This window comes from Citrobacter koseri ATCC BAA-895 (genome assembly GCF_000018045.1).
In the GTDB taxonomy this organism is placed as follows: Bacteria; Pseudomonadota; Gammaproteobacteria; order Enterobacterales; family Enterobacteriaceae; genus Citrobacter_B; species Citrobacter_B koseri.
Genome location: NC_009792.1, coordinates 2,647,323 through 2,672,543, shown reverse-complemented (window position 1 = coordinate 2,672,543; position 25,221 = coordinate 2,647,323). Strand labels below are relative to the sequence as shown.

Annotated in this window: 29 protein-coding genes; 25 read left to right on the top strand and 4 right to left on the bottom strand. The window is 54.1% G+C overall.

The genetic code is table 11. The annotated features are described in order from the left end of the window. Positions 1 to 30: 30 nt before the first annotated feature. The gene (flgA, locus tag CKO_RS12260; RefSeq protein WP_012133702.1) at positions 31 to 822 is read right to left on the bottom strand and encodes a flagellar basal body P-ring formation chaperone FlgA; all 792 of its coding nucleotides are present in this window, start codon (positions 820 to 822) and stop codon (positions 31 to 33) included. A 78-nt stretch (positions 823 to 900) separates the two neighbouring features. Here flgA and flgB point away from each other — a divergent pair, with 78 nt between their 5' ends. The 12 genes from flgB to CKO_RS12200 are packed head-to-tail and all read left to right on the top strand — an operon-like array spanning position 901 to position 10,682. After that, the gene (gene flgB, locus CKO_RS12255) at positions 901 to 1,251 is read left to right on the top strand and encodes a flagellar basal body rod protein FlgB (protein ID WP_012133701.1); all 351 of its coding nucleotides are present in this window, start codon (positions 901 to 903) and stop codon (positions 1,249 to 1,251) included. Positions 1,252 to 1,274: 23 nt separating this feature from the next. Further along, positions 1,275 to 1,700 (top strand): flagellar basal body rod protein FlgC, encoded by a 426-nt coding sequence (gene flgC, locus CKO_RS12250; protein ID WP_012133700.1) that lies wholly within the window; start codon positions 1,275 to 1,277, stop codon positions 1,698 to 1,700. A 2-nt stretch (positions 1,701 to 1,702) separates the two neighbouring features. After that, positions 1,703 to 2,386, top strand: a complete 684-nt coding sequence (flgD, locus tag CKO_RS12245) for a flagellar hook assembly protein FlgD (protein ID WP_012133699.1) — start codon at positions 1,703 to 1,705, stop codon at positions 2,384 to 2,386. 34 nt (positions 2,387 to 2,420) lie between these two features. Next, the gene (gene flgE, locus CKO_RS12240; RefSeq protein WP_012133698.1) at positions 2,421 to 3,611 is read left to right on the top strand and encodes a flagellar hook protein FlgE; all 1,191 of its coding nucleotides are present in this window, start codon (positions 2,421 to 2,423) and stop codon (positions 3,609 to 3,611) included. Then, positions 3,611 to 4,342, top strand: coding sequence for a flagellar basal body rod protein FlgF (locus CKO_RS12235; RefSeq protein WP_012133697.1), 732 nt, complete (start codon positions 3,611 to 3,613; stop codon positions 4,340 to 4,342). Before flgE ends, CKO_RS12235 begins: the two co-directional genes overlap by 1 nt. A 21-nt stretch (positions 4,343 to 4,363) precedes the next feature. Then, positions 4,364 to 5,149 (top strand): flagellar basal-body rod protein FlgG, encoded by a 786-nt coding sequence (gene flgG / locus CKO_RS12230; protein ID WP_012133696.1) that lies wholly within the window; start codon positions 4,364 to 4,366, stop codon positions 5,147 to 5,149. 26 nt (positions 5,150 to 5,175) lie between these two features. Beyond that, positions 5,176 to 5,841 (top strand): flagellar basal body L-ring protein FlgH, encoded by a 666-nt coding sequence (flgH, locus tag CKO_RS12225; protein WP_012133695.1) that lies wholly within the window; start codon positions 5,176 to 5,178, stop codon positions 5,839 to 5,841. Then, positions 5,841 to 6,944 carry a flagellar basal body P-ring protein FlgI gene (locus CKO_RS12220; protein ID WP_012133694.1) on the top strand — a complete coding sequence of 368 codons (1,104 nt, stop codon included), beginning with the start codon at positions 5,841 to 5,843 and terminating at the stop codon, positions 6,942 to 6,944. The genes flgH and CKO_RS12220 overlap by 1 nt, the downstream gene beginning before the upstream one ends. Positions 6,945 to 6,953: 9 nt before the next feature. Beyond that, on the top strand, positions 6,954 to 7,343 hold the full coding sequence (locus CKO_RS12215; RefSeq protein ID WP_012133693.1) for a rod-binding protein: 390 nt from the start codon (positions 6,954 to 6,956) through the stop codon (positions 7,341 to 7,343). Between the two features lie 3 nt (positions 7,344 to 7,346). After that, positions 7,347 to 8,732 (top strand): flagellar hook-associated protein FlgK, encoded by a 1,386-nt coding sequence (flgK, locus tag CKO_RS12210; RefSeq protein ID WP_012133692.1) that lies wholly within the window; start codon positions 7,347 to 7,349, stop codon positions 8,730 to 8,732. A gap of 22 nt (positions 8,733 to 8,754) precedes the next feature. After that, on the top strand, positions 8,755 to 9,672 hold the full coding sequence (gene flgL / locus CKO_RS12205; RefSeq protein ID WP_071818870.1) for a flagellar hook-associated protein FlgL: 918 nt from the start codon (positions 8,755 to 8,757) through the stop codon (positions 9,670 to 9,672). A gap of 5 nt (positions 9,673 to 9,677) precedes the next feature. Next, a complete protein-coding gene (locus CKO_RS12200) occupies positions 9,678 to 10,682 on the top strand; it encodes a hypothetical protein (RefSeq protein ID WP_012133690.1) in 1,005 nt (334 codons plus the stop codon). A gap of 40 nt (positions 10,683 to 10,722) precedes the next feature. On the opposite strand, the gene CKO_RS12195 is transcribed toward CKO_RS12200, so the two are convergent. Both CKO_RS12195 and CKO_RS12190 read right to left on the bottom strand, forming a co-directional pair. Continuing rightward, positions 10,723 to 11,193 (bottom strand): hypothetical protein, encoded by a 471-nt coding sequence (locus CKO_RS12195; protein WP_012133689.1) that lies wholly within the window; start codon positions 11,191 to 11,193, stop codon positions 10,723 to 10,725. Next, positions 11,165 to 12,118: a winged helix-turn-helix domain-containing protein gene (locus CKO_RS12190; protein WP_012133688.1), complete on the bottom strand. Its 954-nt coding sequence runs from the start codon at positions 12,116 to 12,118 to the stop codon at positions 11,165 to 11,167. The genes CKO_RS12195 and CKO_RS12190 overlap by 29 nt, the downstream gene beginning before the upstream one ends. 743 nt (positions 12,119 to 12,861) lie before the next feature. On the opposite strand from CKO_RS12190, the gene CKO_RS12185 reads away from it, so the two are divergent. The 13 genes from CKO_RS12185 to CKO_RS12125 all read left to right on the top strand — a co-directional run bounded on the left by CKO_RS12185 (position 12,862) and on the right by CKO_RS12125 (position 23,771). Then, positions 12,862 to 13,740 (top strand): flagellin N-terminal helical domain-containing protein, encoded by an 879-nt coding sequence (locus CKO_RS12185; RefSeq protein WP_024130628.1) that lies wholly within the window; start codon positions 12,862 to 12,864, stop codon positions 13,738 to 13,740. 247 nt (positions 13,741 to 13,987) lie between these two features. After that, the gene (locus CKO_RS12180; RefSeq protein ID WP_024130627.1) at positions 13,988 to 14,881 is read left to right on the top strand and encodes a flagellin N-terminal helical domain-containing protein; all 894 of its coding nucleotides are present in this window, start codon (positions 13,988 to 13,990) and stop codon (positions 14,879 to 14,881) included. Positions 14,882 to 15,085: 204 nt separating this feature from the next. Then, positions 15,086 to 16,414 (top strand): flagellar filament capping protein FliD, encoded by a 1,329-nt coding sequence (gene fliD, locus CKO_RS12175; RefSeq protein ID WP_012133682.1) that lies wholly within the window; start codon positions 15,086 to 15,088, stop codon positions 16,412 to 16,414. 22 nt (positions 16,415 to 16,436) lie between these two features. Beyond that, a complete protein-coding gene (gene fliS, locus CKO_RS12170; protein ID WP_012133681.1) occupies positions 16,437 to 16,829 on the top strand; it encodes a flagellar export chaperone FliS in 393 nt (130 codons plus the stop codon). Beyond that, complete coding sequence (locus CKO_RS12165; protein WP_012133679.1) at positions 16,826 to 17,131, top strand: hypothetical protein; 306 nt, start codon at positions 16,826 to 16,828, stop codon at positions 17,129 to 17,131. The genes fliS and CKO_RS12165 overlap by 4 nt, the downstream gene beginning before the upstream one ends. Further along, positions 17,131 to 18,204 (top strand): flagellar hook-length control protein FliK, encoded by a 1,074-nt coding sequence (locus tag CKO_RS22010; RefSeq protein WP_012133678.1) that lies wholly within the window; start codon positions 17,131 to 17,133, stop codon positions 18,202 to 18,204. Before CKO_RS12165 ends, CKO_RS22010 begins: the two co-directional genes overlap by 1 nt. 13 nt (positions 18,205 to 18,217) lie before the next feature. Beyond that, the gene (locus tag CKO_RS12155; RefSeq protein ID WP_012133676.1) at positions 18,218 to 18,688 is read left to right on the top strand and encodes a flagellar basal body-associated FliL family protein; all 471 of its coding nucleotides are present in this window, start codon (positions 18,218 to 18,220) and stop codon (positions 18,686 to 18,688) included. Between the two features lie 19 nt (positions 18,689 to 18,707). Then, the gene (locus CKO_RS12150; protein WP_012133675.1) at positions 18,708 to 19,403 is read left to right on the top strand and encodes a FliA/WhiG family RNA polymerase sigma factor; all 696 of its coding nucleotides are present in this window, start codon (positions 18,708 to 18,710) and stop codon (positions 19,401 to 19,403) included. A gap of 7 nt (positions 19,404 to 19,410) precedes the next feature. Beyond that, the gene (motA, locus tag CKO_RS12145; protein ID WP_012133674.1) at positions 19,411 to 20,274 is read left to right on the top strand and encodes a flagellar motor stator protein MotA; all 864 of its coding nucleotides are present in this window, start codon (positions 19,411 to 19,413) and stop codon (positions 20,272 to 20,274) included. Further along, a complete protein-coding gene (gene lafU / locus CKO_RS12140; protein ID WP_012133673.1) occupies positions 20,274 to 21,221 on the top strand; it encodes a putative lateral flagellar export/assembly protein LafU in 948 nt (315 codons plus the stop codon). The genes motA and lafU overlap by 1 nt, the downstream gene beginning before the upstream one ends. Positions 21,222 to 21,237: 16 nt before the next feature. Beyond that, entirely contained in the window at positions 21,238 to 22,050 is an 813-nt protein-coding gene (locus tag CKO_RS12135) for a C40 family peptidase (RefSeq protein WP_024130624.1), read from the top strand. 43 nt (positions 22,051 to 22,093) lie between these two features. Beyond that, positions 22,094 to 23,128 carry a plasmid segregation protein ParM domain-containing protein gene (parM, locus tag CKO_RS12130; RefSeq protein ID WP_012133671.1) on the top strand — a complete coding sequence of 345 codons (1,035 nt, stop codon included), beginning with the start codon at positions 22,094 to 22,096 and terminating at the stop codon, positions 23,126 to 23,128. Continuing rightward, positions 23,121 to 23,771 carry a hypothetical protein gene (locus CKO_RS12125; RefSeq protein ID WP_012133670.1) on the top strand — a complete coding sequence of 217 codons (651 nt, stop codon included), beginning with the start codon at positions 23,121 to 23,123 and terminating at the stop codon, positions 23,769 to 23,771. The genes parM and CKO_RS12125 overlap by 8 nt, the downstream gene beginning before the upstream one ends. Before the next feature lie 80 nt (positions 23,772 to 23,851). Here the strand turns inward: CKO_RS12125 and mtr are convergent, their stop codons facing one another. Beyond that, positions 23,852 to 25,096, bottom strand: coding sequence for a tryptophan permease (gene mtr, locus CKO_RS12120; RefSeq protein WP_024130622.1), 1,245 nt, complete (start codon positions 25,094 to 25,096; stop codon positions 23,852 to 23,854). Positions 25,097 to 25,221 lie beyond the last annotated feature (125 nt).

Genomic DNA, 25,221 nt, shown 5'->3' with positions numbered 1-25,221 from the left:
CGGTAAAACTTAAACCGCAAATGAATATTTTTAGTTTCCGCTGGCGTAGACCATTTTGACGACGCCAGCGTCCGCGACAATTGCGCTGACCACCCGCTCGCTGCTCTCATTTTTCACCTTAATCATTTCGCCTTTACGTCCCTTTTTCATGGCTTCCCCCATCGTACGGGCCTCTACGCCTCCCTGTTCGGCGATCATCAGAACGCGCTGACCGCGTTCAACCAGCACCGGAGATTCCAGTTGCGTCAGGGTGATCGGCTGTAGTTCACGAATGCGGCGCTTCACGGTCAGCCCAATGGCCTCATCCGGGTCGGTGAGGTAGTTGCCGCGCGTGCTGCTGATGTTGAGCTTTTTGATGGATACGTCGCTGGCGGATAACACCTGGCCGCGCTCCAGTGAATTTTTGGCGATCACCACCGGAAGATAGACATCCGGTTTGACGGTGACGGCGACATCCCAGCCTTGCGGCCCTTCACAGCGCACATCAAAACGCAGGCGGTTGAGATCGATGCGTTCGCCGCCGGGCAGCGACACGGTTAGCGCGTCAGGGCAGGGAGCGTACCGGGAGACGTCGGAAGGGATAAACAGGTTCATCTTCGCCTGGTACTCGGGCCACTTGCGGCGCCCGGCCTCCTGGCGAAGGGCTTGCGCTGCGTGATGTTGAACGGCGGCAGTGACCTGCTTACGCGCGCTCTGCACTTTTTCCGGGGCGGCGAAGGATGGCAGCGCTGTAAAAAGCATCAGCAGGAAGGATAACGTTCCAGGGCGGAAACAACGCTTCACCCGGGAAGAGATAAAACCAATAAAGCCATTAAAAATCATGATGTTAAAACCTTGGCATGAATATTGCTATACAGGGAAGCAGATCATTGCAGGTTTAGCATCACGAGGGTGTGAGTTGTGAGTATTACTTTTGACAAAGCATTGGGCGTTCATCCACAGGCTGTAGCGCTTCGACTTTCCCGAGCAGAGTTGCTGTCAGCCAATCTGGCAAACGTCGATACCCCCAATTTCCAGGCTAAAGATATTGATTTTGCCGCTGAGATGCAACGTTCATCGTGGAGTTTTTCGAATCCGTCAGCGCCGCAAGAGATGTACCGCGTGCCTTATCAGCCCTCTTCCGATGGCAACACCGTTGCGCTGAACGTCGAGCAGGCTGAGTTTGCGAAGAATACCCAGGATTATCAGATGAGCCTGGCATTTTTAAACATGAAATTCACGGGCCTGAAAAAGGCCATTGAAGGTAAGTAATCCTACGCAGGTGATAACGGAATATGGCTTTTACCGATATTTATCGCGTTTCGGGGTCGGCGATGACGGCGCAAACCGTTCGTCTGAATACCATCGCCAGTAACCTCGCTAATGCGGAAACCGCCTCCGCCACCGAAGACGGCGTCTATAAAGCCCGTCGTCCGGTGTTTGCTGCGGTTTATAAGAATGATGAGTTAATGAATAGCAGGGCGTTAACCGGCGCGCGCGTCCAGGTGATGGATGTTGTCGAAACCGGCAATGCCGTACAGCGTTATGAGCCGCATAACCCGATGGCAAATACGGATGGCTATGTCTACTACCCGGATGTCAACGTGGTGGAGGAGATGGCGGACATGATGTCGGCGTCGCGCGGTTTCGAAACTAATGTTGATGTTCTGAACAGTGTTAAAAGCATGCAGCAAAGTCTGCTGAGACTCGGAGAGGTATAAGGATGAATGTAGACGGCACGTCCACCAGAAGCCAGACAGGAACGTCGGATAGCAGCATTGCCAGTAACAACAATAACAGCAGCGCAGCCGGCATGAACACGCTGTTCATGCAGCTTCTGGTCGCGCAGATCCAGAATCAGGACCCGCTGAACCCTACCGATGGCACCGAGTATGTCAGCCAGCTGGCGCAACTGACGCAGGTTCAGTCGATGGAAACCATGTCGCAACTGATGGCGAACAGTTCCGTATTGATGGACAACCTGCAAACGCTCACCACCGGCAACCTGGTCGGGCAGCATGTGATGGTGCAGACCGACGCTATCAACTCTGACGGCGAAACGACGATTAACGGACGTCTGACGCTGGATCACGCTTCCGGTGTGACGACGGTCATCGTCAAAGACGCGGCCGGCACCGAGCACAAAATTGAGCTGGGGAAACAGGACGCCGGGCAGGTGGACTTCACCATTGATCCGCAGGAGCTGGGCCTGAGCGAAGGGAAATACACCCTTAGCGTTGTAACCGATACGGGCGAAGAAGGCATTCCTGTTGAAGTGGGCGGCATCGTCAACAATGTGCGCATCCCGCTTGATGGCAGCGCCATCCAACTGAATATCACCGGAATCGGTGAGATTGCTTACAACAATATTACCCAGTTTGGCAGCGACTCGCAGAAACGTGCGTAAGTCGGGTTAAGCGTTGAGTTAACAGGAATTTATTATGAGTTTTAATATTGCGACCTCTGGTCTGAATGCGATTACCGAGCAGTTGAACGCCATTTCCAACAACATTGCGAACTCCGGCACCGTAGGATTCAAATCCGGCCGTGCGGAATTTTCCTCACTGTATGCGGAAAGCCAGCCGCTGGGCGTAGGGGTTTCTGGTGTGACCCAGAGTATTACCCGAGGCGGAAACATTTCTACCACCGGAAATGCGCTCGATCTGGCGATCAGCGATAGCGGATTTTTCATGGTGCGCGACAGCACGGGGACCACGGCATATACGCGTGCGGGCTACTTCGGTACCGACAGCAGCGGCAACCTGATCAACAACCTGGGGATGTATCTTCAGGGCTACCCGGTTAATGCTAACGGCGAGATAGAAGTGGGGACGATCGGCAATCTGACGATCAGCAGCGGCTCTATTCCGGCGAAGGCGACCGACAGCCTCGACTTCACCGCCAACCTGGACGCGCGCGCTGCCGAGCCGGAGACGGCGCCTTTCAACCCAAAAGACAGCACTTCCTATAACAATACCTACACCACGCAGGTTTTTGATTCCCTGGGACGCGAGCACACGCTGAACCAGTATTTTGTGAAAACCGGCGAGAACACCTGGCAGGTTCACTATTACATGGACGACGTGGAAATCCCGGACAGCAGCCAGGCGATAGAATTTACCGAGCAGGGCGTCCTGAAAAGCCCGGTTGGCCTGACGAACCTGACCACATCGATCTCTGGCGCGGCGGATCTCTCTATCGATCTGAGCTACAACGGCACCAGCCAGTACGGTTCTGACTTCTCCGTCAGCAAAAACAACAGCAGCGGCTACGCGTCTGGCGAACGTACCGGTCAGGCGATTGATGAAGACGGCAGCGTTTACGCGACCTTCTCCAACGGCGAACGGATGTTGCAGGGGCAACTGGTGCTGGCGAACTTTGCGAACCCGAATGGTCTGGCGTCAAAAGACGGCACGACGTGGGTACAAACCGCCAGTTCCGGCGCGCCGCTGACTGGAACGCCGGGCACCGGTTTGCTGGGTTCTGTGAAATCCGGCGCGCTGGAATCCTCAAACGTGGATTTGACCTCTGAGCTGGTTGGTCTGATGACCGCGCAGCGTAATTACCAGGCGAACACGAAGGTTATCAGCACCAACGACAACATGATGAACGCTCTCTTCCAGGCGGTGTAATGGATCGTTTGATTTTTACCGCCATGAGCGGCGCATCGCGCAGTTTGTCGCAGCAGCAGATCCATGCAAACAACCTGGCGAATGTGAATACCCAGGGGTTTCGTAGCGATCTTGATAATGCGATTTCCCAGCAGGTTAACGGCGAGGGATATGCCTCGCGTTATATGGCGCTGCCTACTCAGGGCGGCGTGGATATGACGCCTGGCGCGGTACGTGAAACGGGGCGCAATCTGGATATCGCCATTAAAGGCGATGGGCTGATTGCGCTGGCCAGCGGCAACCGTGAGGTTTACACCCGCAACGGGCAGATCGACGTCAGCCCGGAGGGCGATCTGTCGATCAACGGTCTGCCGGTTGAAGGTGACAACGGCCCGATCGTTTTACCGCCGTTCTCGTCCGTCAGCATCGGTGAGGACGGTGTGATCACTATCGTGCCTGACGACGGCGATATTGCCGCGCCGGTTGATGTTGACCGCATCAAGCTGGTGAACATTCCGGTAAGCGATCTGAGCAAAAATGTGGATGGCTTTCTGGTGAGCAACACGGCGATTAACCCACGCGACGAAGAGGTGATGGTGGCGTCCGGGCATCTGGAAACCGCTAACGTCTCGGCCATTAATGAGATGGTCGCCAGCATCGCGCTGAATCGTCAGTTTGAAGCGCAAATCAAGATGATGAAAGCCGCTGAAGATCTCGCTAATTCAGGCAACCGTCTGATTCGTGGCACCTGATAACAATAAGAAGGAATAAAGATGAATCCCGCTTTATGGATCAGTAAAACCGGCCTGGCGGCGCAGGACGCCAAAATGACCGCGATTTCCAACAACCTGGCGAACGTCAACACCACCGGGTTTAAACGCGATCGCGCGATGTTCGCCGATCTGTTTTATCAGAATCAGCGCACGCCAGGCGGGCAGCTCGATCAGAACAATATCGCGCCGACCGGCATTCAGTACGGCACCGGGGTGAAGATCGTCGGGACGCAGAAAGAGTTTACCGTCGGCAGCATCCAGAACACCGGGCAAACCTTCGACGTGGCGATCACCGGGCAAGGGTTCTTCCAGGTGGAAACTGCGGATGGCGATATCGCGTATACCCGCGCCGGTAATTTCCAGAAAACGCCAGATGGCGTGCTGACGAATGCGCAGGGGCTGCCGCTGGTGCCGCAGATTGAATTGCCGGAGAACGTCAAAGATTTGCAGATTGGTAAAGACGGCACCATTACCGCGACGGTGGCAGGCGAAACCGATCCGGTGGAGCTGGGGCAGTTGACGCTGGTGAACTTCGTCAATCCGGCCGGTCTGGAGGCGATAGGCGGCAACTTATACCGTGAAACGGCGGCCAGCGGCGAAGCGGTTGAAGGCGTACCCGGCGAGGACGCGCTCGGACAACTGGAGCAGGGCTCTCTGGAAGGTTCTAACGTACAGGTCGTTGAAGAGATGGTCGACATGATCACCGTTCAGCGTGCCTACGAAATGAACGCCAAGATGGTCTCTGCCGCCGATGACATGTTGAAGTTTGTCACCCAGTCGATGTAACGACAGGGCTTTAAAGTGAAAGAGAAATGAAAAAGCAGTTAGTTATCAGTCTACTGGCGCTGTTTTTGTCGGGCTGCGAAAGCCCGGCGTTGCTGGTGAAAAAAGACGATGCGGCGTATGCGCCGCCGGAAGATATCGTGGTGCCTGAAACGCAGGTGCGCGGCGGTGGGTTATATAACGGCAACTACAACTGGTCGTTGACCCAGGATCGCCGGGCTTATCGCGTAGGCGACATCCTGACCGTTAAGCTGGATGAGTCTACTCAGGCCAGCAAGCAGGCGCGCACTAACTTTGGTAAGAAAAACGATGTTTCCCTGGGGATACCGGAAGCATTCGGCCATTCAATCGATAAGCTTTCCGGCTCGATTGACGGCAACCGAAACTTTAACGGTAATGCCACCTCGCAGCAGCAAAACAGTCTGCGCGGCGCGATCACCGTTGCGGTTTATAAAGTGTTGCCAAACGGCGTGCTGGCGATTCGCGGGGAGAAATGGCTTACCCTCAACCAGGGGGATGAGTATATGCGGGTGACGGGCCTGGTGCGCGCGGAAGATATCGAACGCGACAACTCCGTCTCTTCACAGCGAATCGCCAATGCCCGTATCTCCTATGCCGGACGCGGCGCGCTCAGCGACGCGAATGCGGCAGGCTGGCTGACCCGCTTCTTCAACCACCCGCTGTTCCCAATTTAATGGAGGCCATGATGCGTAAACTGGCACTCTTTTTCCTGCTGATTTGCAGCATGAACGCGGCGGCGCAGCGTCTTGGCGATGTGGTCGATATTCAGGGCGTGCGCGGCAACCAGCTGGTGGGCTACAGCCTGGTTGTGGGGCTTGACGGTACAGGGGATAAAAACCAGGTCAAATTCACCAGCCAGTCCGTTACCAACATGCTGCGCCAGTTTGGCGTGCAGTTGCCTGCGAAGATTGATCCGAAGGTGAAGAACGTCGCGGCCGTGGCGATTAGCGCCACGCTGCCGCCGGGCTATGCGCGTGGGCAAAGTATTGATGTAACCGTCTCCTCGATTGGCGATGCGAAAAGCCTGCGTGGCGGTACGCTGCTGCTGACTCAACTGCGCGGTGCTGATGGCGAAGTGTATGCGCTGGCACAGGGGAATGTGGTGGTAGGCGGCGTGAAAGCCGAGGGCAACAGCGGCTCCAGCGTGACCATCAACACCGCGACCGTTGGCCGAGTGCCAAACGGCGGCTCGGTGGAGCGCGAAGTGCCGAGCGATTTCCAGCAGGAGCCGGTGGTGATGCTGAACCTGAAACGTCCCAGCTTTAAGACTGCCAACAGCGTCGCAGTCGCGCTGAACAACGCCTTTGGTTCCGGCACGGCGACCGCGCAAAGCGCGACTAACGTGGCGGTACGTGCGCCGATGGGCGCGGGCGATCGGGTGGCCTTTATGTCCTCTCTGGAAGATGTGCAGATTAACGCCGGTAAACAGCCGCCACGCGTGGTGTTCAACGCCCGAACGGGAACGGTGGTCATTGGCGATGGCGTAGTGGTGCGCGCTGCGGCGGTATCACACGGCAACCTGACCGTCACCATCCGCGAATCGTCGAACGTCAGCCAGCCTGGCGCATTCAGCCAGGGAAGAACGGTTGTCACGCCGGAAAGCGACGTCAACGTTAACCGTGGCCGGGGTCAGATGGTGACCATTGCGGCAGGAACCAGCCTGCGCAGCATCGTGAATACCATTAACAGCCTTGGCGCGGCGCCGGACGACACGATGGCTATCTTACAGGCGCTGCATGAAGCCGGCGCGCTGGATGCTGAACTGGTCGTGATTTAAGGAAATACCATGCTGAATGCCATTAACCGACAAACCGCGATTCTGCCCGGCGATCTCTCCGGGCAGGTAAAGCCGCAGAATCTTGAACAGGCCGCCGAACAGTTTGAGGCGCTGATGCTGCGTTCCATGCTGTCGCAAATGCGCAAGGCGTCCGATGTGCTGGGGGAAGACAACCCTTTCAACAGCAAACAGCAGCGGATGATGCGTGATTTTTACGATGACCGACTGGCGTCTGACCTGGCGTCTCAGCGCAGCACCGGGATTACCCAGATGATCATCAACCAGCTTTCGCCGCAGGTGAATACGCCGCTTAAGAAAACGGATGAAATGACCGCTTTAGAAGAGCAACCGAAAGAACTTAAAACGCCTGTGGTTCCGGTAATGCGCGGGCAGGAGTAAGCCATGAGTATGATTAATATTGCCTTCAGCGGTTTGCAGGCAGCCCAGGTGGGCATGAATGTCACCTCGATGAACATCGCTAACCTGCTGACGCCGGGGTACAGCCGCCAGGGCATTATCCAAAGCTCCATCGGCCCAATGGGGGAAGCGGGTTTTACCGCCGGGAACGGGGTACAGGTCGACAGTATTCGCCGCATCTCCAGTCAGTATCTGGTTAATCAGGTGTGGCAGACCAACTCGAAAGCCAGCTATTTCGAAACCGGAAATCAATATATTGGCGCGCTGGAACAGGTGATCGGCACCGACTCTACCAGTCTTGGTAACGGGCTGGATGATTTTGTCAGCGCCCTGAGCGCATTGACCCAGACGCCGGAATCCCCGGCGCTGCGTCAGCAGCTTATTAACCAGGCGGGCGCGCTGGCGACCCGCTTCAATAACGTTAACAACTTCATCTCCAGCCAGAAAGAGTCGATCAACACCCAGCGCAACGCGATGGTTGACCAGATCAACACCCTGAGTACCAGTATTGCGGACTACAACAAAAAAATTACCGACATGGAGTCAACCGGCGGTAACAGCAGCGTACTGCGCGATCAGCGTGATGAACTGGTAAAACAGTTAAGTACGCTGGCGGACGTGAAGGTGACGGACGATGGTTCCAGCGGGTACACCGTCTCAATGGCGAACGGTCAGCCGCTGGTGAGCGGTAAGGTCGCCGGGCAGCTCAGCGCGGGGCAGGACGCCAACGGCAACTCCACGCTGACGCTGAAATTTTCCACCAGCGAGTTCACGCTGAACCCGTCGGCGGGCGGTCAACTTGGCGCGCTGTATGATTATGAAACCGGCACCCTCCAACAGATGAAAGATTCGGTGCAAGGGATGGCGGAATCGGTGGCAAAACTGTTTAACGATCAGCTGGCGAAGGGCTATGACCTGAATGGCAATTCAGGCAAGCCGCTGTTTACTTTCGATCCGAGCAATCCTGCGGGCATGTTGCAGGTGACGGATCTGAAGCCTGAAGAACTGGCGCTGTCCGGCATCCAGGCCGATGACGGCACGGGCGTACCGGGCAACGGTGATAACCTGAAGGCGCTGATCGAACTGAAAAACCAGAAGACGGATATTCCGGGTCTGGGAAATATGAGTCTGAGCGAAGGGGCTGCGGCGATCATTTCCACTATCGGTATTGCCAGTAAGCAGAGCAAAACAGAAATGGAAGCGGCGTCGACGGTGCGCGACCAGGCGCAGAATCAGCGCGATAACCTGAGCGCGGTAAACCAGGATGAAGAGGCGATTAATCTACAGATCTACATGCAGGCTTACCAGTCGAACATGAAGGTGATCTCCACCGGAAATCAGATCTTCAGCGACCTGCTGGGGATGTTTTAAGCGCCATCAGAGAATTTAAATTATGCGTATTAGTAGTCTTTACAACTCAAATGCCATGCTGGCGCAATTAGGCGTTAACGGCACGCGTATCAGTAAGTTGATGGAGCAGATGTCGACGCAAAAGCGCATTAATGTGCCGTCTGACGATCCTGTTTCCGCAAGCCGTCTGGTGCAACTGAACCGTGAGCAGTCTGCGATTAAACAGTATCAGAGCAATATTTCCAGCCTGAGCGGCGCGCTGTCGATTCAGGAGTCGAACATCACCGCGCTCAGTAACCAGATGCTGGCGGTCGGCGATAAGCTGAAGCTGGCGAATAACAGTACGCTCAGCCAGAAAGATATGGCGGGTTACGGCATGGAGCTTTCTTCAATGCTGGATTCGCTGGTCGCCACCCTGAACGCTAAAAATGAAAACGGCAGCTATCTGTTTTCCGGCACGCAGACCGACAGCCAGACGGTAACGTGGGACGAGGCGAAAGGGCAGTATGTGTATGGCGGCAATGACAGCAGCCGCGAAACGATTGTCGCGAACGGCGTCTCTATTACGGAAAACACCCAGGTCGCTCAGGCATTCTCCGGTTCAGGAAACGACCTTGAGATGCTGAATAAATTGAAAGCGCTCAGCGACAAAATGCAGGACCCGAACGCGAATTACGCTGACTATAAAGACGAACTGGAGGAGATGATCGGTGTCGCGCAAAATACCAGCGATAACATCTCCAGCCTCTTCACCGATCTTGGCGGCCGTCAGAACCGCCTGACGTTGCTCAGCGATGCGCACAGCGATGTCAGCCTTGCGAACGATCAGGTTGTACGGGACCTGTCCGAAACGGACTGGGCGACCACCAGTATCAACCTGCAACTGTATACGCAGTCGGTGCAGATCACTAATAAGGCTTACAGTATGGTGAGTCAGCTTAACTTGTTTAGTCTGTTGTAATTGTTATGCAGGTAGGTTTAAAAACAACGTCCCTTACGACTTCCGCGCCCGCAACCGGGCGCGGAAGCATTGATGCGCCGCAAACGGTCGGCCGCGTCAACGCGCCAGAAATCACCGCGACCCGCAATGCGTTCCCCGAATCGGCGCTGTTGTCCCGCCGTCCGATGCGCTACAACGTACAGCTAAATCAACAACTCACGGCAGTGCAGCAGGCTGACAGCTATCTGGCGCAGACGGAAACGCAATTGTTGCAGGTACGTCAGTCGTCGCTTCGCGGCGATGCGACGCAGCCGGCGAATACGCTGCAAAAGCATTTGATGCGTCGGACGCAGCTTTCCGGCGGCACTGTCGATCGCCATCTGACCGCGTCGCTGGAGCAAAAAAGCACGGTTAACTTTACGCTTCCCGGCAGTGAGAGGCTTCTCAGCCAGCCGGGGGGAGAAACGCTGGTATTTTCACTGGGCGGGCGGCAGCGTGAGATGACCGCCATTTCGTTGCCGGAAGAGGCGACGCCGCGTCAGACGTTGACCCAGTTGAATGTGGGGCTGGGCCGTCTGGGGATTCATGCGCGTCAGACGGCAAACGGGCAACTGATGTTCAGCGTGGATGAACGCCGTTGGGAGCGGGTCAGCCAACAGTTCACCGTGCGCGGAGAGGGCAGGCATTTCCCCGCCGATGCGTTTACGTTGCTCACGCCACAGGCGGAAACGGCAAGCAGTGATGAGGTTGTTTCGCTGGCGACGCGTCGGGAAAGGGAAAGCCAGGTAAAGCTGCAAAATACGCTGGAGCACATTACCACCCAGCGCAGCAGGCTTCGTCAACAGCAGGAGCGCGTGGCGTCGCGCATCAATGATATGGCGACGGTATACAGCCCGGCGCAGGCCCGGGAAACCGCGCGCGGCCTGGGGGAAGCGCTGGCGAGCAGCGCCAGCAGCTACAGCACCCTCTCCAGGGCGCTGGGCGCGCAGGCAAACGTCAGGCTGGCGACGGTAAAAAATTTGCTGGGGTGATTATCGTAACCGGAAGCGGGCCTCCGCCTCCGGTTTTGACTTACTGCTGGATGGGGTAGAGAAAAATCGACCCGCTTTGCCCTACTACCAACGGTTGCCCGTTAAATGCCAGCGGCTCCATCCAGAAATTGGTGTTCATCAGCATATCGACCAGGCCATCTATCATCAGCCCCTTGTGCGTGGTGGTGTAGTAGATGGGCGTCAGGTAAAAATAGAGTTTGCCGTTTTTCCCTGACGTCGGCGTAAATTTTTCCTTTAGTACGAAACGATTGTCATCAGGGCTGGTAATGGTCGCCAGAATGGTGCCTTTCGTTGTTTTCATCCGCGAATTATAAATTTCTTTCGTCTGCGACATCAGGTCATAGAAACCAAGCTGGAAAGTCCCTTCCACATCCGTATTGGGTCGCTCTGCGCCGCCTGTGAGGGTGCTGGTGCCGAATGCGATGGCGAGAAGCACGGAAATACTCAACAAAATCACAAGATTAACTTTCTTTGCATGTTGCCATTTCATTCAGTTTTCTCCGGGTTTCACGCATAATCAGGTTGTTCAGCCGTGTCGGATCGATACGCCAGTGATAAATCGTCATCGCTAACTGCTTTTTGTCGCACTGGCTGGTAAGGGCGAACGTGTAGTTCAGCGATGAATTGGTGATGCTAAAGTAGACGCTCATCCTGACTGACTGCATTTTGATCTGCTGATTAATGGTATAAAAAGTGTCTTTCAGCTTGGTGTACAAGTTATTGGCGTCATAAGACGGCTCGCTGCTCGTCCCAATGGAATACAGGTTGATGTTGCTGTAAACGTTAGGCTGTATCTCCTGGGCGACCAGATGCTCATGACCTTTCAGTTTCATGTACCAGCCGGTAAAGAGTATGCTGCCGATCGCCGTCAGCGCGAGCAGTAAAAACACGGTGGTCCAGTGGATGGATTTTTTCACTGGCCTGGTCGTTGCAGGCGGCGTGACGCGGACGATATCGTTCGCTTGTTCCGCGACAGGAAGTGACGTCTCGTCGACAACCTCATATTCCCCGGCTAAATCGGAGGGGGCGTTTTCTTCCAGCGGAAGATGATTTTCTTCGGGATCGCGAACCTCGCTCTCTTCTTTTTCGATAAAGCAGCAATAATCAGGCTCAAGCAAATACCCTTTTTTAGGGATGGTTTTGATGATTTTTTGCTTTTTGCCGTCGTCTTCCAGTGCCGTACGCAGCGCGTGGATGGCATTGGGCAGACTGTTATTACCGATGACGCGGCGTTCCCAGACCAGCGTGGTGAGTTCTTCACGCGTAAAGATCTTTCCCGCATCTTGCATGAGCGTTTCAAGGAGCTTGAGTTGATATTCTCCCAGACGTTTACGTTCCCCTGTTGTTAAATGGAGAATAGATCCCGAGGGGATATCAACCAGCCAGTTATTAACGGAGTAATAGCGTTTATTCATTTATTCATCGATGGATATACCACCCCAGTAAATGCAACGGCTAAATATCGCAAGAAAATATAGCCTGAACACGGATGTTGACTATCTGTTAATTCCATTTGAAATTCTTAATGAATGCCGCTTGCCTGCGGGAGGTGAGGAAACGAAAAGCGCTTTTGCCGATGGCTGAGTTTGTTTTTCAGCCTGAACAGCACTCAGAAACAAGACACCAGCGGCCTGCTGTTGTTCTGATTATCGCGGAATCATCTTTTCCTGGCGCTCTTTTTACGCGATAAAAATGTGATGTGCAACCTCATTTGCAGTGAAAGATTCGCCTTATTATTAATTCCTCTGATTAAAAGTTAATCGAAATAGTTAAAAGATCCTTATGTAAAATCAGGCCCTGCGAATGTGAAAAATTTGTGTTCATCAATCTCCTTTCATGGGGTGTGGGTATATTTTTTGGCAGATTAAAACAATAAACAAGAAAAAATAAAGGAGCGGAGTTAATTTTTTTATCGTTTGTGTCGCCTGATTGCATAATTATGGGGTTGGTTTTATTGCCGGGCTAAAGGTGGTTTATTGAGGATGGTATAATAAGAATAATTAATTGGATATTTTTCGTCTTGAAAAAAGAGGGTGACAAATCTTTAAATAAATTTTCATTAAATGAATTTAATTTTTCGTTGTGGTGGGTCGTTTTTATCAGTCAGCAACGACAAGAACCTGATAAAACAGACAGGTAATCCAAGGAGAAATATATTATGTCGCTTTCGATTTTCACCAGTGCTTCTTCTATGGCATCCACCAATGCCCTGAATAAATCCAACAATCTGCTGTCTACCGCAATGGAGCGTCTGGGCACCGGCAAACGCATCAACTCCGCAGCGGACGATGCGGCCGGCTTGCAGATTGCCACTCGCCTTCAGGGGCAGACCAACGGCATGGCCGTTGCGCAGCGTAACATCTCTGATGCCACCGCACTGCTGCAAACCGCAGAAGGCGCGTTCGACGAAGTGAGCAACATCATGTACCGCATGAAAGATCTCGCCACCCAGGCAGCGAACGACACCAACACCACCAAAGACCGTGATGCCATCAACGCTGAAATGAACGACCTGAATGCCGAACTGAAAAACATCATGGGCAACACGTCTTATGCAGGCGATAAATTATTCGGTACCGGCGGTAAATTTGCCGATTCCCTGAACTTCCAGATTGGTTCTTCCTCTGGAGAAACCATGACCGTGAGCCTGGGTGATGAACTGGGCGGTACAGCGAGTGGCCTGTTTAGCGCTTCTGGTTTCTCGGGTATCGGTGACTGGAACAACACCGCTTCCGGTATCAACATCGGGAGCGCCTCCGACGCTACGGCGATGATGAACTCTCTGGAAACGGCGCTGAATGACGTCGGCGCCGTGCGCTCCAAAATGGGTGCGAGCATTAACCGTCTGGGCCACACCGCGGCCAACCTGGCAAACATGAAAGACAACACCGATCTGGCGCTAAGCAATATTCAGGATGCGGACTTCGCCAGCGAAGCCTCCTCCATGACGCGTAACCAGATGCTGGCGCAGACCAGCATGTCCATGCTGAAACAGTCCAACAGCATGTCCAGCATGGTGATGTCTCTGCTGGGTTAACAGTAAGCCGCCGCTTGCCTGGAAAGGCAGGCGATGTGTTCTTATGACGCTGCATCCTGCACGGGGTGCGGCTTTTTTTGTGTCTGCTGTTGCAGTGCAGCTCCTTTTGCCGTCTTTCTTCGCCATTTTTTTCCCCGGGTTGCCTGAAAAATGGTCATTCGAACGTCGTCGGATTTAATTTTCGAAATGGATGTGTCGTTTTGAATCAGTACAACGAATGAATGACCTGAATGAATAAGGAATATCTATGTCGCTTTCTATTTTCACCAGCGCTTCTTCCATGGCATCCACCAATGCCCTGAATAAATCCAACAATCTGCTGTCCACCGCAATGGAACGTCTGGGTACTGGCAAGCGTATTAACTCCGCAGCGGACGATGCGGCGGGTCTACAGATTGCCACCCGTTTGCAGGGCCAGACCAACGGCATGGCCGTTGCACAGCGCAACATCTCTGATGCCACTGCGCTGCTACAGACCTCCGAAGGTGCGTTCGACGAAGTGAGCAACATCATGTACCGCATGAAAGACCTTGCCACCCAGGCAGCGAACGACACCAACACCACCAAAGACCGCGATGCCATCAACGCCGAGCTGAACGACCTGAACTCTGAGTTGCAGAACATCATGAACAACACCTCCTATGCAGGTGACAAACTGTTCGGCGCTTCCGGTAAGTTTGGCGAAGCGATGAACTTCCAGATTGGCTCTTCCACCGATGAAACCATGCAGGTTGATCTGTCTAAAGAGCTGAAAGGTTCTGGCACCGACTCGCTGATTGATGCCAGCGGCGGTTTTGGCACGATTAGCGATACAAGCAGCAGCTACTACTCGGCCAGCGGCATCAACATTACTGACGCTGCCGGCGCGAAAGATCTGATGAACAACCTGGAAACTACGCTGAATGACGTCGGCGCCGTGCGTTCCAAAATGGGTGCGAGCATTAACCGCCTGGGCCACACCGCGGCTAACCTGGCGAACATGAAAGACAACACCGATCTGGCGCTGAGCAACATTCAGGATGCGGACTTCGCCAGCGAAGCCTCCTCTATGACCCGTAACCAGATGCTGGCGCAAACCAGCATGTCCATGCTGAAACAGTCCAACAGCATGTCCAGCATGGTGATGTCTCTGCTGGGTTAATCCTTCGCGGATATCTGCCCCTAAAACACCGCTGTATGGCGGTGTTTTTGTATCCGGCAATGCGCTTCCTTCTGCCGGAAATTGCGGAAGGGGACATTCCTCCTCTTACGTAACTCATTGATAAATACTTATTAAAAAATTGGCACGATAGTTGCTTTATCTACTGTATGTTGAAAGCGGCGCGCGTGCCCGGAGAAACCCACTATGTCTGATTTTGATCCAACGACACTGGCCACACAGTTGGCAGGCTATGACATTCTTGCGCTGCAAACCTCGCTGAAATCACAGACTTCCACGCTGGAAGCGCAGAAAAAAGCGCTTTCCTCGCTGCGTACCGCCCTGTCGGATTTCCGTTCGGCAATCACCGGGCTGAATTCCTCCAGCACCAGCGTGCTGAAAAATACCGCGACCATGAACCAGGAAGGGATCGCGACCATCACCGCCAGCGCGTCTGCCCGTAAAGGGACATACAGCCTGAACGTCACCCAACTGGCTTCTGCGCAGCAGAAAGGGTTTGACGGGCTTGATGATGAGGCGATTAAAAACGCCAGCGGTACGCTGAAGATCAATCTCAACGGCGAGAGCCTTGAAATTGAGATGGATGATTTAGACAGCCTCGCTGATTTTGCCGACGCCATCAATAATGCGGATTTCCCGAGCGCGTCTGACACCGCGACTTCTGACGACGGTCAGAACGGCGTTACCGCTTCGCTGATGCGTATTGATGGCAAGGTGACGCTGATGATGAGCAGCGATCAGAGCGGCGAGAAATACGATATTCAGCTGGATACCAGCGGCATGACCAACGGTCAGGATATCTTTAATGGCGAGAATGTGATTACCGCCGGTAAAGATGCCAAATTCACCGTTGGCGATTCCAGCACCGTTTACTCCAGCAGCTCCAATACCCTGGATAACCTGGTAGACGGCGTTTCGATCAAACTGACCGGCACCACCGAAGCCAACAAGCCGCTGGTTATTTCAGTCGACACGGATGCCACGGGGACAAAGGAGCAAATCCAGGCCTTTATCGATGCCTATAACACGTTGCAGGACACCATCTCCGGGCTGACGGCGACCGGCAGCAGCTCTGATTCGCGCGGCGCGTTTGCCGGTGATGCCAGTATCTCCTCGTTAACCAACGATCTGAGCAACATACTGCGCGGCACCTTCGGCGATCAAAACATGACGAAGTTCGGCATTACTGCCGACAAAGACGGCAAGCTGTCGATCGACGCCGACACGCTCAATGAGCAACTGAAATCAAATCCGCAATCGGTCGCTGATTTCTTCAACGGGAATAACGGGCTGATTAAAGCGATGGATAAATCGCTGGATAAATACCTGAACACCAGCACCGGTTTATTAAAAGGTCGCCAGGAAACGCTCGACAGACAGCAGCGCGACATCGACACCAAAACCGAAAAAATGAACACGCGTTATGAGTCCTCCTATAACCGCTACCTGAAGCAGTTCACGCAGTTGCAGTCGATCATGACGCAGATGAATAACACCATGAGTATGTTTAGCTAATTCTTAGGGAATTTAACTTTCAATGTACGGTAACGAGCAGGAAGGCTTCGGCCTCTATCACCAATCTGACCTGGCGATTCAGGCCGCAGCAGCGAATCCGCATCAGTTAGTGCTGATGTTGTTCAATGGCCTGATGGACGAACTGGTACGCGCGAAAAGCCATATTGCGGCGCGTCGCTACGAACGTAAGGCGCAAAGCATTAATAAATGCATCGACATCCTGAACGCGCTGACCAGCGCGCTGGATTTTGAAAAAGGCGGCGAGCTGGCATTAAGTCTGGCGAATCTTTATGACTACTGCGTTTACCGCCTCTATGACGCCAGCCACAAGCTGTCTGTCGAAAATATTGAAGAGGTGGAAGTTATCCTCGGCAATATTCAGGACGGCTGGGAAAAAATGGGTCAGGGAACATGAGCTATGCGTTGACGATGCGAACGCTGATGCAGGCGTTACGCCAGGCCGCAGCCGACCATAACTGGTCTGCCGTACGGAATGTTGACCTGAAGATTGCTGAATTGCTTACCGCTGTCCGGGGTAAACCCCTGGACGCGGCAGACAGCAAAGCCCTGGACGAGCTGCGGGAGATTCACCGTCAGGTGCGCGATTACTGTCAGGGGCAGAGCGACATTATCGCGAACAAAATGGCGCTCGCTATGCGCAATCGTGAAGGCGCGACGGCGTATGCCGCGTTTATGGACGCAGAGGATATGGGGTAATGGATATTCTCAATCTTTCTCAAAATGCGGGGCACGCTTCCGGTTTGCCGATGCAGGCGGAGACGATCGCCGGGCAGAGCGGCGCTCAGTCATCTGCCGGGCAGACGCAGCCAGGATTCAACGATGCGTTGATGAATGTTGTCAGCACGCTGATGGGCGGGCAGGGCAAAAATGCCCTGGGGATTACCGTCAGCGCGCAGCCGGTGAGCGTGCAGGACGAGGACGATACGGGCGATCGGCATCAGAAGGATGCCTCTCCGTTGAAAGACGATGCGCAACAGCAGCTGTTGCAGGCGCTGTTGATGACCGGGCAGATGCCGGTTAAACCCGTCAGCTACGCGGGTCGTTCGCAAAACGAGATGAATGCGCTGACGTTGCAGACGCAGCCGTTACTGGCGGGACAGTTGCAGGAGAAGGGGGCGTTATCGCCAACGCTGCGCCCGACGCTGGCGGCAGGGGTTAACGTAACGCCTGCGACCGAGTCGCCGCAGACGCCAACCGCAGGGTTGCAGCACATTACGCCGCAGCTTATGACCGCAGTCGCTGTGGCGACGCCGACAGTGAATGCGCAGCCGGTCTCCGTTGTCTCCACGACGCCAACGGCGGCGGTGACGCCTGATGCAATGTCTGCGCATACCTCGACATTAAAACTTGATACGGAAACCTCCCGCTGGACGCAGCAGTTGCAAAGCGCGTTGGGCGATCGTCTGCAACTTCAGGTGAAGAACCAGATCCAGCACGCCACTATCCGTCTCGATCCGCCTGAAATGGGCAAGATCGACATCTCGTTGCAGCTTGATAACGGGCGCGTACAGGTACAAATCAACGCCAGCCATGCTGAGGTCTATCGTGCGCTTCAGCAAACGAGCAACGATCTGCGCCAGAGCCTGACCGAACAGAACTTTGTTCAGGTAAACGTGCAGGTCTCCTCTCAGTCAGGGCAGCAGCAGGGCAAAGAACAGCAGTTCGCACAACAACACGCCATCATTCAGGCGGGAGATGAGATCGCGGCAGGTCTGCCGGAATCAGAAAGCACCCGCCGCGAAGATGATTCGGTATTACTGACCGTTTAACAAAAAGACATTTATGAACGCAAAAACAATCTCCTTTGGGCTGGCGATCGCTTTGGTTACCGCTTTACTGACGGCATGTTTAACCGTTGCCGGCACCTGGCTACTTCGCGCGGACACGGCATCGGAGAGCAATCCGTTGACGAGCTTATTTAAATCCTCCACGCCGCAACAGGTGGAGTTCGTGGAAATTAAAAACATCCTCATCACCCTGAAAGGGAAAGGTAATGCGGAGCGTTATCTGATGCTGGAACTGAACCTGGCGACCATGAGCGCGGAAAACGCGCGGACGGCGCAAGACATGATCCCTGCGATTCGTGGAGCGACCGTCAATCTGTTTTCCGAAATGGACTATGACGCCGTGCGTGCGCTAAGCGTCAGCAACCTGCACGACAAACTCAAAGCCGCCTATGCCGCCAGATTCGACAGCCTGAAGATGGACGTCCCCTTTGATGACGTCATCATCAGCAAAATGGTCTTCCAGTGATTGATAAGCCGTATTGGACATGATGGATTTTATCGCAAGTGAAACGCTGACGCCTGCGGATGAAGCGCGCTATGTCAGCACGTATCTGCCGCTCGTCAACAAAGTGGTGAAGCAACTCGCTTACCAGACCAGTAGCGTTATTGATCGGGATGATATGGAACAGATCGCGCTAATGGGGTTATTAACCTCGTTGCGCCGTTACGGTCATCCTGATGAGCAGTTTGCCGCTTATGCCATACAACGCGTTCGCGGCGCGGTACTGGATGAGCTGCGGTTGCTTGACTGGCGTCCGCGTCGTTTGCGACAGAAAACGCATAAGCTCAATGATGCGATCCGCGAGATTGCGCGTCAGCTGGGGCGTACGCCCAGCTTTGAGGATATCAGCCACCATCTTTCCATTACGGCTGAAGAGTATCAGGAATATCTCTTACTCGATTGCGCCAAAACGCTGGAGAGTCTCGACGATCTTTTGGGTAATGACGTATATGCGGGGGCGCTGGATAGCCGTCCGCTTGAAGAAGAGATCATCGTCAGCAGAACGTTACGCAACGCGTTGGCGAGTCTTGATGAGCGTGAGCAACTTATTCTCACGCTCTATTACCAGCATGAAATGAGCCTGAAGGAAATTGCGCTGGTCCTCAATTTAACCGAGGCCAGGGTATGTCAGCTCAATAAAATCATTGCGCAAAAAATTCAGTCTTTTTTCCAGAAGTGAAAGGTTTATGCAGAAATTCTTAGGTATTCTTATCATCATGGGGTGTGTTGTCGGCGGCTTTATTTTGTCAGGCGGACACCTCGCCTCATTCTGGCAGCCGGGTGAAATCATCATTATTCTTGGCGCGGGACTGGGGGCGATGGTACTGGCGAACCCCAAAGCGGTGCTGAGCGAAATGTACCGTCAGTTTCGCGGCATTATGCGCAAAAACGAATATACCGATGAGTATCAGCGCCAGCTGCTGATGCTGCTGTATGAACTGCTGGAACTGGTGCAGGACGGCGGCCTGAAGGTGCTGGATGAGCATATCGAAGCACCGGAAAACAGCGCGTTATTCCAGAAATACCCCCTCATGCTGCACGACAAAGCGCTGGTGACGTTCATCTCCGATAACTTCCGCCTGATGGCGATGGGGAAAATCAACGAGCACGAGCTGGAAGGGATTCTCGAACAGGAACTGGTGGCAATGGAAGAGAACCTTCTGCAACCGTCCCGCTCTTTGCAACGTACTGCGGAAGCGATGCCTGGATTCGGCATCTGTGCGGCGGTACTTGGCATCATCATTACCATGCAATCCATTGACGGCTCGATTGCGGTCATCGGCGTGAAGGTTGCGGCCGCTCTGGTGGGAACCTTCCTCGGCGTATTCTTCTGTTACTGCCTGATGGACCCGGTGGCGAACGCCATGGAGCAACGCACCAAAAAGCAAATCTCGGTGCTGGAGTGCGTGCGTACCGTACTGGTGAACCACGTTGCCGGTAAGCCGACGCTGCTGGCGGTCGATGCCGGGCGCAAAATGCTGCCGATGGACACGAAACCGACATTCGCGACGCTGGACGGTTGGGTAAACCAGATGATGGGTGATGCCTGATGCGTAACCGCAGCAAAGAACATACCACGATCATCAAACGCTCCTCGCGTAAAAGCCATGATGAATTTCATGGCGGCGCCTGGAAAGTGGCCTTCGCAGACTTCACGCTGGCAATGATGGCGCTGTTTATGGTGCTGTGGATCATGGGCGCGGTAACGGAAGAAGAACGTAAAGAGATTGTCTCCATGCTTAATGGCGAGTCGGTCTTTGAAGGCAACTCATTAACGCCCATTACGCAAAAAGAGGGGCAGGGCGGGCAGCTTTCGCTGATTGACAGCCGTCATCCGAAAACGCCTAAACCGTCGAAAACGGCAGAGTCGTCAAAACCGTTGACCGATGCGGAGAAGCAGGTTGCTCAGCAGGCGAAACAGACGGAAAGCCTGGACGACGTGAACGCCCGCTCGCGTAATGAGATTGAAGATCTGGCGCGCATTATCATGAAAATCACCTCGACGTACGATGCGCAAGCCAACCTGAAAATGGAAATTGTGCCGCAGGGGCTGCGTATTCTGGTCTCGGACGATCAAAAACGCGAGATGTTCCAGCGCAGTAGCGCAATCCTGACGCCGTTTTTCAAACGCTTACTGACGGAGTTTGCGCCGGAACTGAACAAGATCGACAACAAGATCATCATCACCGGCCATACCGATGCCACGCGTTTTCGCGATCAGGTGCTTTATAACAACTGGAACTTGTCCGGTGAACGCGCCATGCAGGCGCGGGCGGTTCTGACCACCGGGGGGCTGGATCAAAGCAAAATTCTGCAAGTGAGCGGCATGGCGGATCAGATGTTGCTTGACCCGCAACATCCGCTGAGTTCCGCGAACCGCCGCATTGAAATTATGGTGCTGACGCATTCCGCCAGTGATTCTCTGTACCAGTTCTTTGGGCAGCATGGCGAAAAAGTCATTAAACCGCTGACCGATAAACTGACGAAAAACCATTAATCAGATCGTTATTGCTGTGAAACGTTTCATCCGTTCTGTCCGTTTTGTACCTGCCCGGCATGTTCTGTGCCGCCAGGTACCTTTTTTTTCTCTCATCCTGTTATTGCTGATGCCGACGGGCTACAGCATCGCAAAGCCGAAGCCTGTAGAAGCGGGTATGACGCAGCAGGAAAACGCGTTGCAGATGCGGAAAAAAAATCGCGAACGGCTGATGGCGAAAGTGAAAAAACGGACTGCCGTCGTACCGTTAACGCCGGAACAAAAGCAGCGGGAAACGGCGCAAAAACTGGCTGACCGCACTAAAAACCGCGAGATGCTGGCAATGCATGCCCGCTGGCAGCCCGGTAGCCTGGGCGGCTCCGACACGCTGTGGAGTCAGGCACGCAAAGGGAAAGACAAAACGGGGCGCATCAGCCCGAAACTGGCGTCCCGATTACATACCGTCATCAAGCGTCTGGAAGACCAGTTAGGTAAGCCCTATGTCTGGGGCGGTAAAAATCCGCTGGAAGGATTTGATTGCAGTGGCCTGGTTTTCTACGCCTTCAATCATGTGCTGGAGCGCAAGCTACCCCGCACGGCAAACGGCATGTATCAGGACCCCACTCTTAAACATATTCGCGTAGATAAACTCCGTCGCGGCGATCTGGTGTTTTTTAACATTAACCAGCGACCGGGCGCCGACCATGTTGGCGTCTACCTTGGAAACGATGAGTTTATTGAGGCCCCGCGTAGCGGGCTAAATATCCGCATTAGCCAGCTTTCAGATGATTTCTGGCAATCGCATTACCTCGGCGCTCGCCGCATTCTGACGGAAGAGGCGACGCTGTAAAAATGACCCTTAGATTGAGTTAAAACCCATGACCGCAACACGTATGAAATTCGCCATTGATGATGGCTCAACCAATGTGAAAATTAGCTGGATTGAAAACGGTACGCTGAAGACCGTTGTTTCGCCGAACTCCTTCCGTAAGGACTGGAAAAGCGCGGCGCTGCTGCGTGGTCAGTCGGTATACAACTACACCATCGGCACCACGAAATACACCTATGATGCGACCTCGGATAAAGCGCTTTCCACGACGCACATCGAATACCAGTATGACGATTTGAATCTGCTGGCGGTTCATCATGCGCTGCTGCAAACCGGCCTGACGCCGCGTGACGTTGAAGTTATCGTCACACTGCCGATTACGCAATTCTACAAGCCGGAAGATTGCCAGCGTAACGATGAGCGCATCGAAGCGAAACGTCGCAACCTGATGCGTGAGATCTCGCTGAATAAAGGCGAGCTGTTCCGTATCGTTGATGTGCATGTTATGCCGGAGAGCCTGCCTGCGGCGCTGTCGCATCTGCTTAACTCCAACGTGAATGAATTCACCAAGTCGCTGGTCATCGACTGCGGCGGGACAACGCTGGACATGGGGGTGATTGTCGGCGAGTTTGACGATGTTTCCGCAATTTACGGCAACAACGAAATCGGCGTGGCGATGGTGACGGACGCCACGCGTAAATTACTGGCGGCGGCGGACAGCGACTCCAGCTACCTGGTGGCGAACGAGCTGATCAAGCGTCGCAACGATCTGGATTTTGTCAGAAGCGTCATCAACGATGAATCGCGGATTGACGAGATCCTTGAACGGATCGAGATCAAGATTCAGGAGCTTGGCGATCAGGTGGCTTATGAAGCGAAGAAATTCGCTAAGAACCCTAACCGTGTTTATCTGGTCGGCGGCGGCGCGCATCTGATCGAATCCGCTCTGCGCCAGGCCTATTCGACGCTCGGCGATCGCGTGGTGACGCTCGACAACCCGCAAAGCGCGCTCTCTCGCGAGATCTGCCTGTACCATGCTGAGTCAGGCGTTGAGCAGATTGATTCGCCGCAAATGGTTGAGGTAGGCGACGATGAGTAACAGGCAGATCCGCCGTGTTAACCTCTCATTGCATTTGTCGCCAGAGCGATCGCGCGCGGATTTGCGCGCGATGCTGCAACTAAAAAAATGGTATGGCGCAGTGCAGCGGGACGGGAGCGACGTCAATGACGCCAACATGGAGATCCGCCAGTTTCATCGCAATATCTATCTGTCCGGCCTGCAATTGCATCTTCTCAACCCGCAATTGTGCAGCCATGTTGCAGAATCCCTGAGCCGGGAAGGTTTGAGCCTCGAATCCCTTTGCGCGGAATTGCAGGAGAGCAATTTGCTGCCCGTCGCCCTCATGACCGGCGATGGCGATGAAGAAAAAGAGAAAGACTTCAGCGAACAGCAGCTGGCGCAAATGCGTACGCTGATGGCGCAGGCCCTGCAAAAACAGCAGGTCGCCGCAGCGCCATCGGATAACACGCAGCATGAGGAGACGGCAAAACTGCGTGAAGAGGTCGCCCAGCTCAAAGTCTTGCTGGAACAGCAGCATCTGCTGTTGCAACAGTTGCGCGTAACGGGGCGCACGTCAGCGGCGGAACCGGCTAAATCCGTAAATGCTGAAGAAGTCGATCTCAGTACCGTAGACGCGCCGACGCAGAAGATGAGTAAAGTGCGTCAGAAAGGGATCTTTTAGACTTTCGCACAGCGCGTCACCAGTGTTGAAAAGGGAACCCGGCGGTTCCCTTTTTATTTTATGCCGCCGCGCATGGCGTACTACCGGTATACCGGCAGAAGGTTAATGCTGGATAGAATATGGATAAGCGCGTTAGCTGCCCCAAAGCATAAAATCAGGACAATCATCGCGTTGCCTCCCCATACCCGATAGTGCGGGCTGTTAAAGCGTTTGCGCGATGCGCGCGCCAGCAGCGCCGGGACAATCGCCGCCCAGACGGTGGCGGCCAGCCCGGCAAAACCGATGGCGTAGATAAACCCATTTGGCCAGATTAAGCCGCCGGTGATGGGCGGCAGAAACGTGACCAGCGCAGTTTTGAAACGTCCTTTTGGCGAGTCGTCGAACCTGAAGAGATCGGCGAGGTAATCAAATAATCCCAGCGTAACGCCGAGGAACGAACTGGCGACGGCAAAGTTGGAGAAGACGGTCAGCAGCAGATCGAGCGTTGAGCTGTTCAGCAAACCGCTCAGCGTCTGTACCAGCACGTCGATATTGCCGCCTTTTTCGGCGATCTCAATAAACGCCGGACGCGGAATATTCCCCATCGTACCGACCAGCCAGATGATATACAGCACCAGCGCCATCAACGTTCCCAGTAGCAGGCAGCGGCGGATGGTCAACGGATCTTTGCCGTAATATTTCATCAGACTGGGCACGTTGCCATGATAACCAAATGAGGCGAGACAGAACGGCAACGTCATCAGGACGTAGGGCAGGTAGCTGGGGCTGACTTCAGCGGTATTGAGTAAAATCGTCGGCTGGACGTGCCAGAGCAAACCGCCAAACGTCATAAAGAAGGTGAGAATTTTAGCGCCCAGCACAATGGTCGTCATACGGCTCACCGCCCGGGTGCTTAGCCAGACAATAAACGCCACCGCCAGGGCGAATAATAACCCGCCGAGCCTGGCTGGAAAGACGATCCCCATTTGTGCAAAGGTATGGTGAATAACCGAACCGCTGGCGGAAATATAGGCGTAAGTCAGAATATACAGCACGAACGCGACGGTCAGACCGTTAATAATATTCCAGCGATTTCCCAGCAGGTCTTTGGTAATAGTGTCGAAGCTGGCGCCAATATGATAATTCAGGTTTGCTTCCAGGATCATTAACCCGGAATGCAGCATACAAAACCAGGTAAAAATTAATGCCAGCAGTGACCAGAAAAACCAGGCGCCAGACATCACCACCGGGAGAGAAAACATGCCCGCGCCAATAATGGTTCCACCGATAATCATTGCCCCGCCGATCAGCGACGGCGCTTTATTTGCGACCGATAATGTAGCCATAGTGCGTTTTCCTCGCGTGGCTATGCCCGTCATTGTGCAGAGAAAAGGGCGATCCCGCTTTTCTCATGCCTGAATGCGTTGAATATCGTATTAAATAGCGGAATCGCGCTCCCGCAGGGGAGCGC

Coding starts and splice junctions, on each gene's coding strand:
- flgA (WP_012133702.1), bottom strand. CDS start 822: ATGATTTTTAATGGCTTTATTGGTTTTATCTCTTCCCGGGTGAAGCGT.
- flgC (WP_012133700.1), top strand. CDS start 1,275: ATGGCTTTTACCGATATTTATCGCGTTTCGGGGTCGGCGATGACGGCG.
- flgD (WP_012133699.1), top strand. CDS start 1,703: ATGAATGTAGACGGCACGTCCACCAGAAGCCAGACAGGAACGTCGGAT.
- flgE (WP_012133698.1), top strand. CDS start 2,421: ATGAGTTTTAATATTGCGACCTCTGGTCTGAATGCGATTACCGAGCAG.
- CKO_RS12235 (WP_012133697.1), top strand. CDS start 3,611: ATGGATCGTTTGATTTTTACCGCCATGAGCGGCGCATCGCGCAGTTTG.
- flgG (WP_012133696.1), top strand. CDS start 4,364: ATGAATCCCGCTTTATGGATCAGTAAAACCGGCCTGGCGGCGCAGGAC.
- flgH (WP_012133695.1), top strand. CDS start 5,176: ATGAAAAAGCAGTTAGTTATCAGTCTACTGGCGCTGTTTTTGTCGGGC.
- CKO_RS12220 (WP_012133694.1), top strand. CDS start 5,841: ATGGAGGCCATGATGCGTAAACTGGCACTCTTTTTCCTGCTGATTTGC.
- CKO_RS12215 (WP_012133693.1), top strand. CDS start 6,954: ATGCTGAATGCCATTAACCGACAAACCGCGATTCTGCCCGGCGATCTC.
- flgK (WP_012133692.1), top strand. CDS start 7,347: ATGAGTATGATTAATATTGCCTTCAGCGGTTTGCAGGCAGCCCAGGTG.
- flgL (WP_071818870.1), top strand. CDS start 8,755: ATGCGTATTAGTAGTCTTTACAACTCAAATGCCATGCTGGCGCAATTA.
- CKO_RS12200 (WP_012133690.1), top strand. CDS start 9,678: ATGCAGGTAGGTTTAAAAACAACGTCCCTTACGACTTCCGCGCCCGCA.
- CKO_RS12195 (WP_012133689.1), bottom strand. CDS start 11,193: ATGAAATGGCAACATGCAAAGAAAGTTAATCTTGTGATTTTGTTGAGT.
- CKO_RS12190 (WP_012133688.1), bottom strand. CDS start 12,118: ATGAATAAACGCTATTACTCCGTTAATAACTGGCTGGTTGATATCCCC.
- CKO_RS12185 (WP_024130628.1), top strand. CDS start 12,862: ATGTCGCTTTCGATTTTCACCAGTGCTTCTTCTATGGCATCCACCAAT.
- CKO_RS12180 (WP_024130627.1), top strand. CDS start 13,988: ATGTCGCTTTCTATTTTCACCAGCGCTTCTTCCATGGCATCCACCAAT.
- fliD (WP_012133682.1), top strand. CDS start 15,086: ATGTCTGATTTTGATCCAACGACACTGGCCACACAGTTGGCAGGCTAT.
- fliS (WP_012133681.1), top strand. CDS start 16,437: ATGTACGGTAACGAGCAGGAAGGCTTCGGCCTCTATCACCAATCTGAC.
- CKO_RS12165 (WP_012133679.1), top strand. CDS start 16,826: ATGAGCTATGCGTTGACGATGCGAACGCTGATGCAGGCGTTACGCCAG.
- CKO_RS22010 (WP_012133678.1), top strand. CDS start 17,131: ATGGATATTCTCAATCTTTCTCAAAATGCGGGGCACGCTTCCGGTTTG.
- CKO_RS12155 (WP_012133676.1), top strand. CDS start 18,218: ATGAACGCAAAAACAATCTCCTTTGGGCTGGCGATCGCTTTGGTTACC.
- CKO_RS12150 (WP_012133675.1), top strand. CDS start 18,708: ATGATGGATTTTATCGCAAGTGAAACGCTGACGCCTGCGGATGAAGCG.
- motA (WP_012133674.1), top strand. CDS start 19,411: ATGCAGAAATTCTTAGGTATTCTTATCATCATGGGGTGTGTTGTCGGC.
- lafU (WP_012133673.1), top strand. CDS start 20,274: ATGCGTAACCGCAGCAAAGAACATACCACGATCATCAAACGCTCCTCG.
- parM (WP_012133671.1), top strand. CDS start 22,094: ATGAAATTCGCCATTGATGATGGCTCAACCAATGTGAAAATTAGCTGG.
- CKO_RS12125 (WP_012133670.1), top strand. CDS start 23,121: ATGAGTAACAGGCAGATCCGCCGTGTTAACCTCTCATTGCATTTGTCG.
- mtr (WP_024130622.1), bottom strand. CDS start 25,096: ATGGCTACATTATCGGTCGCAAATAAAGCGCCGTCGCTGATCGGCGGG.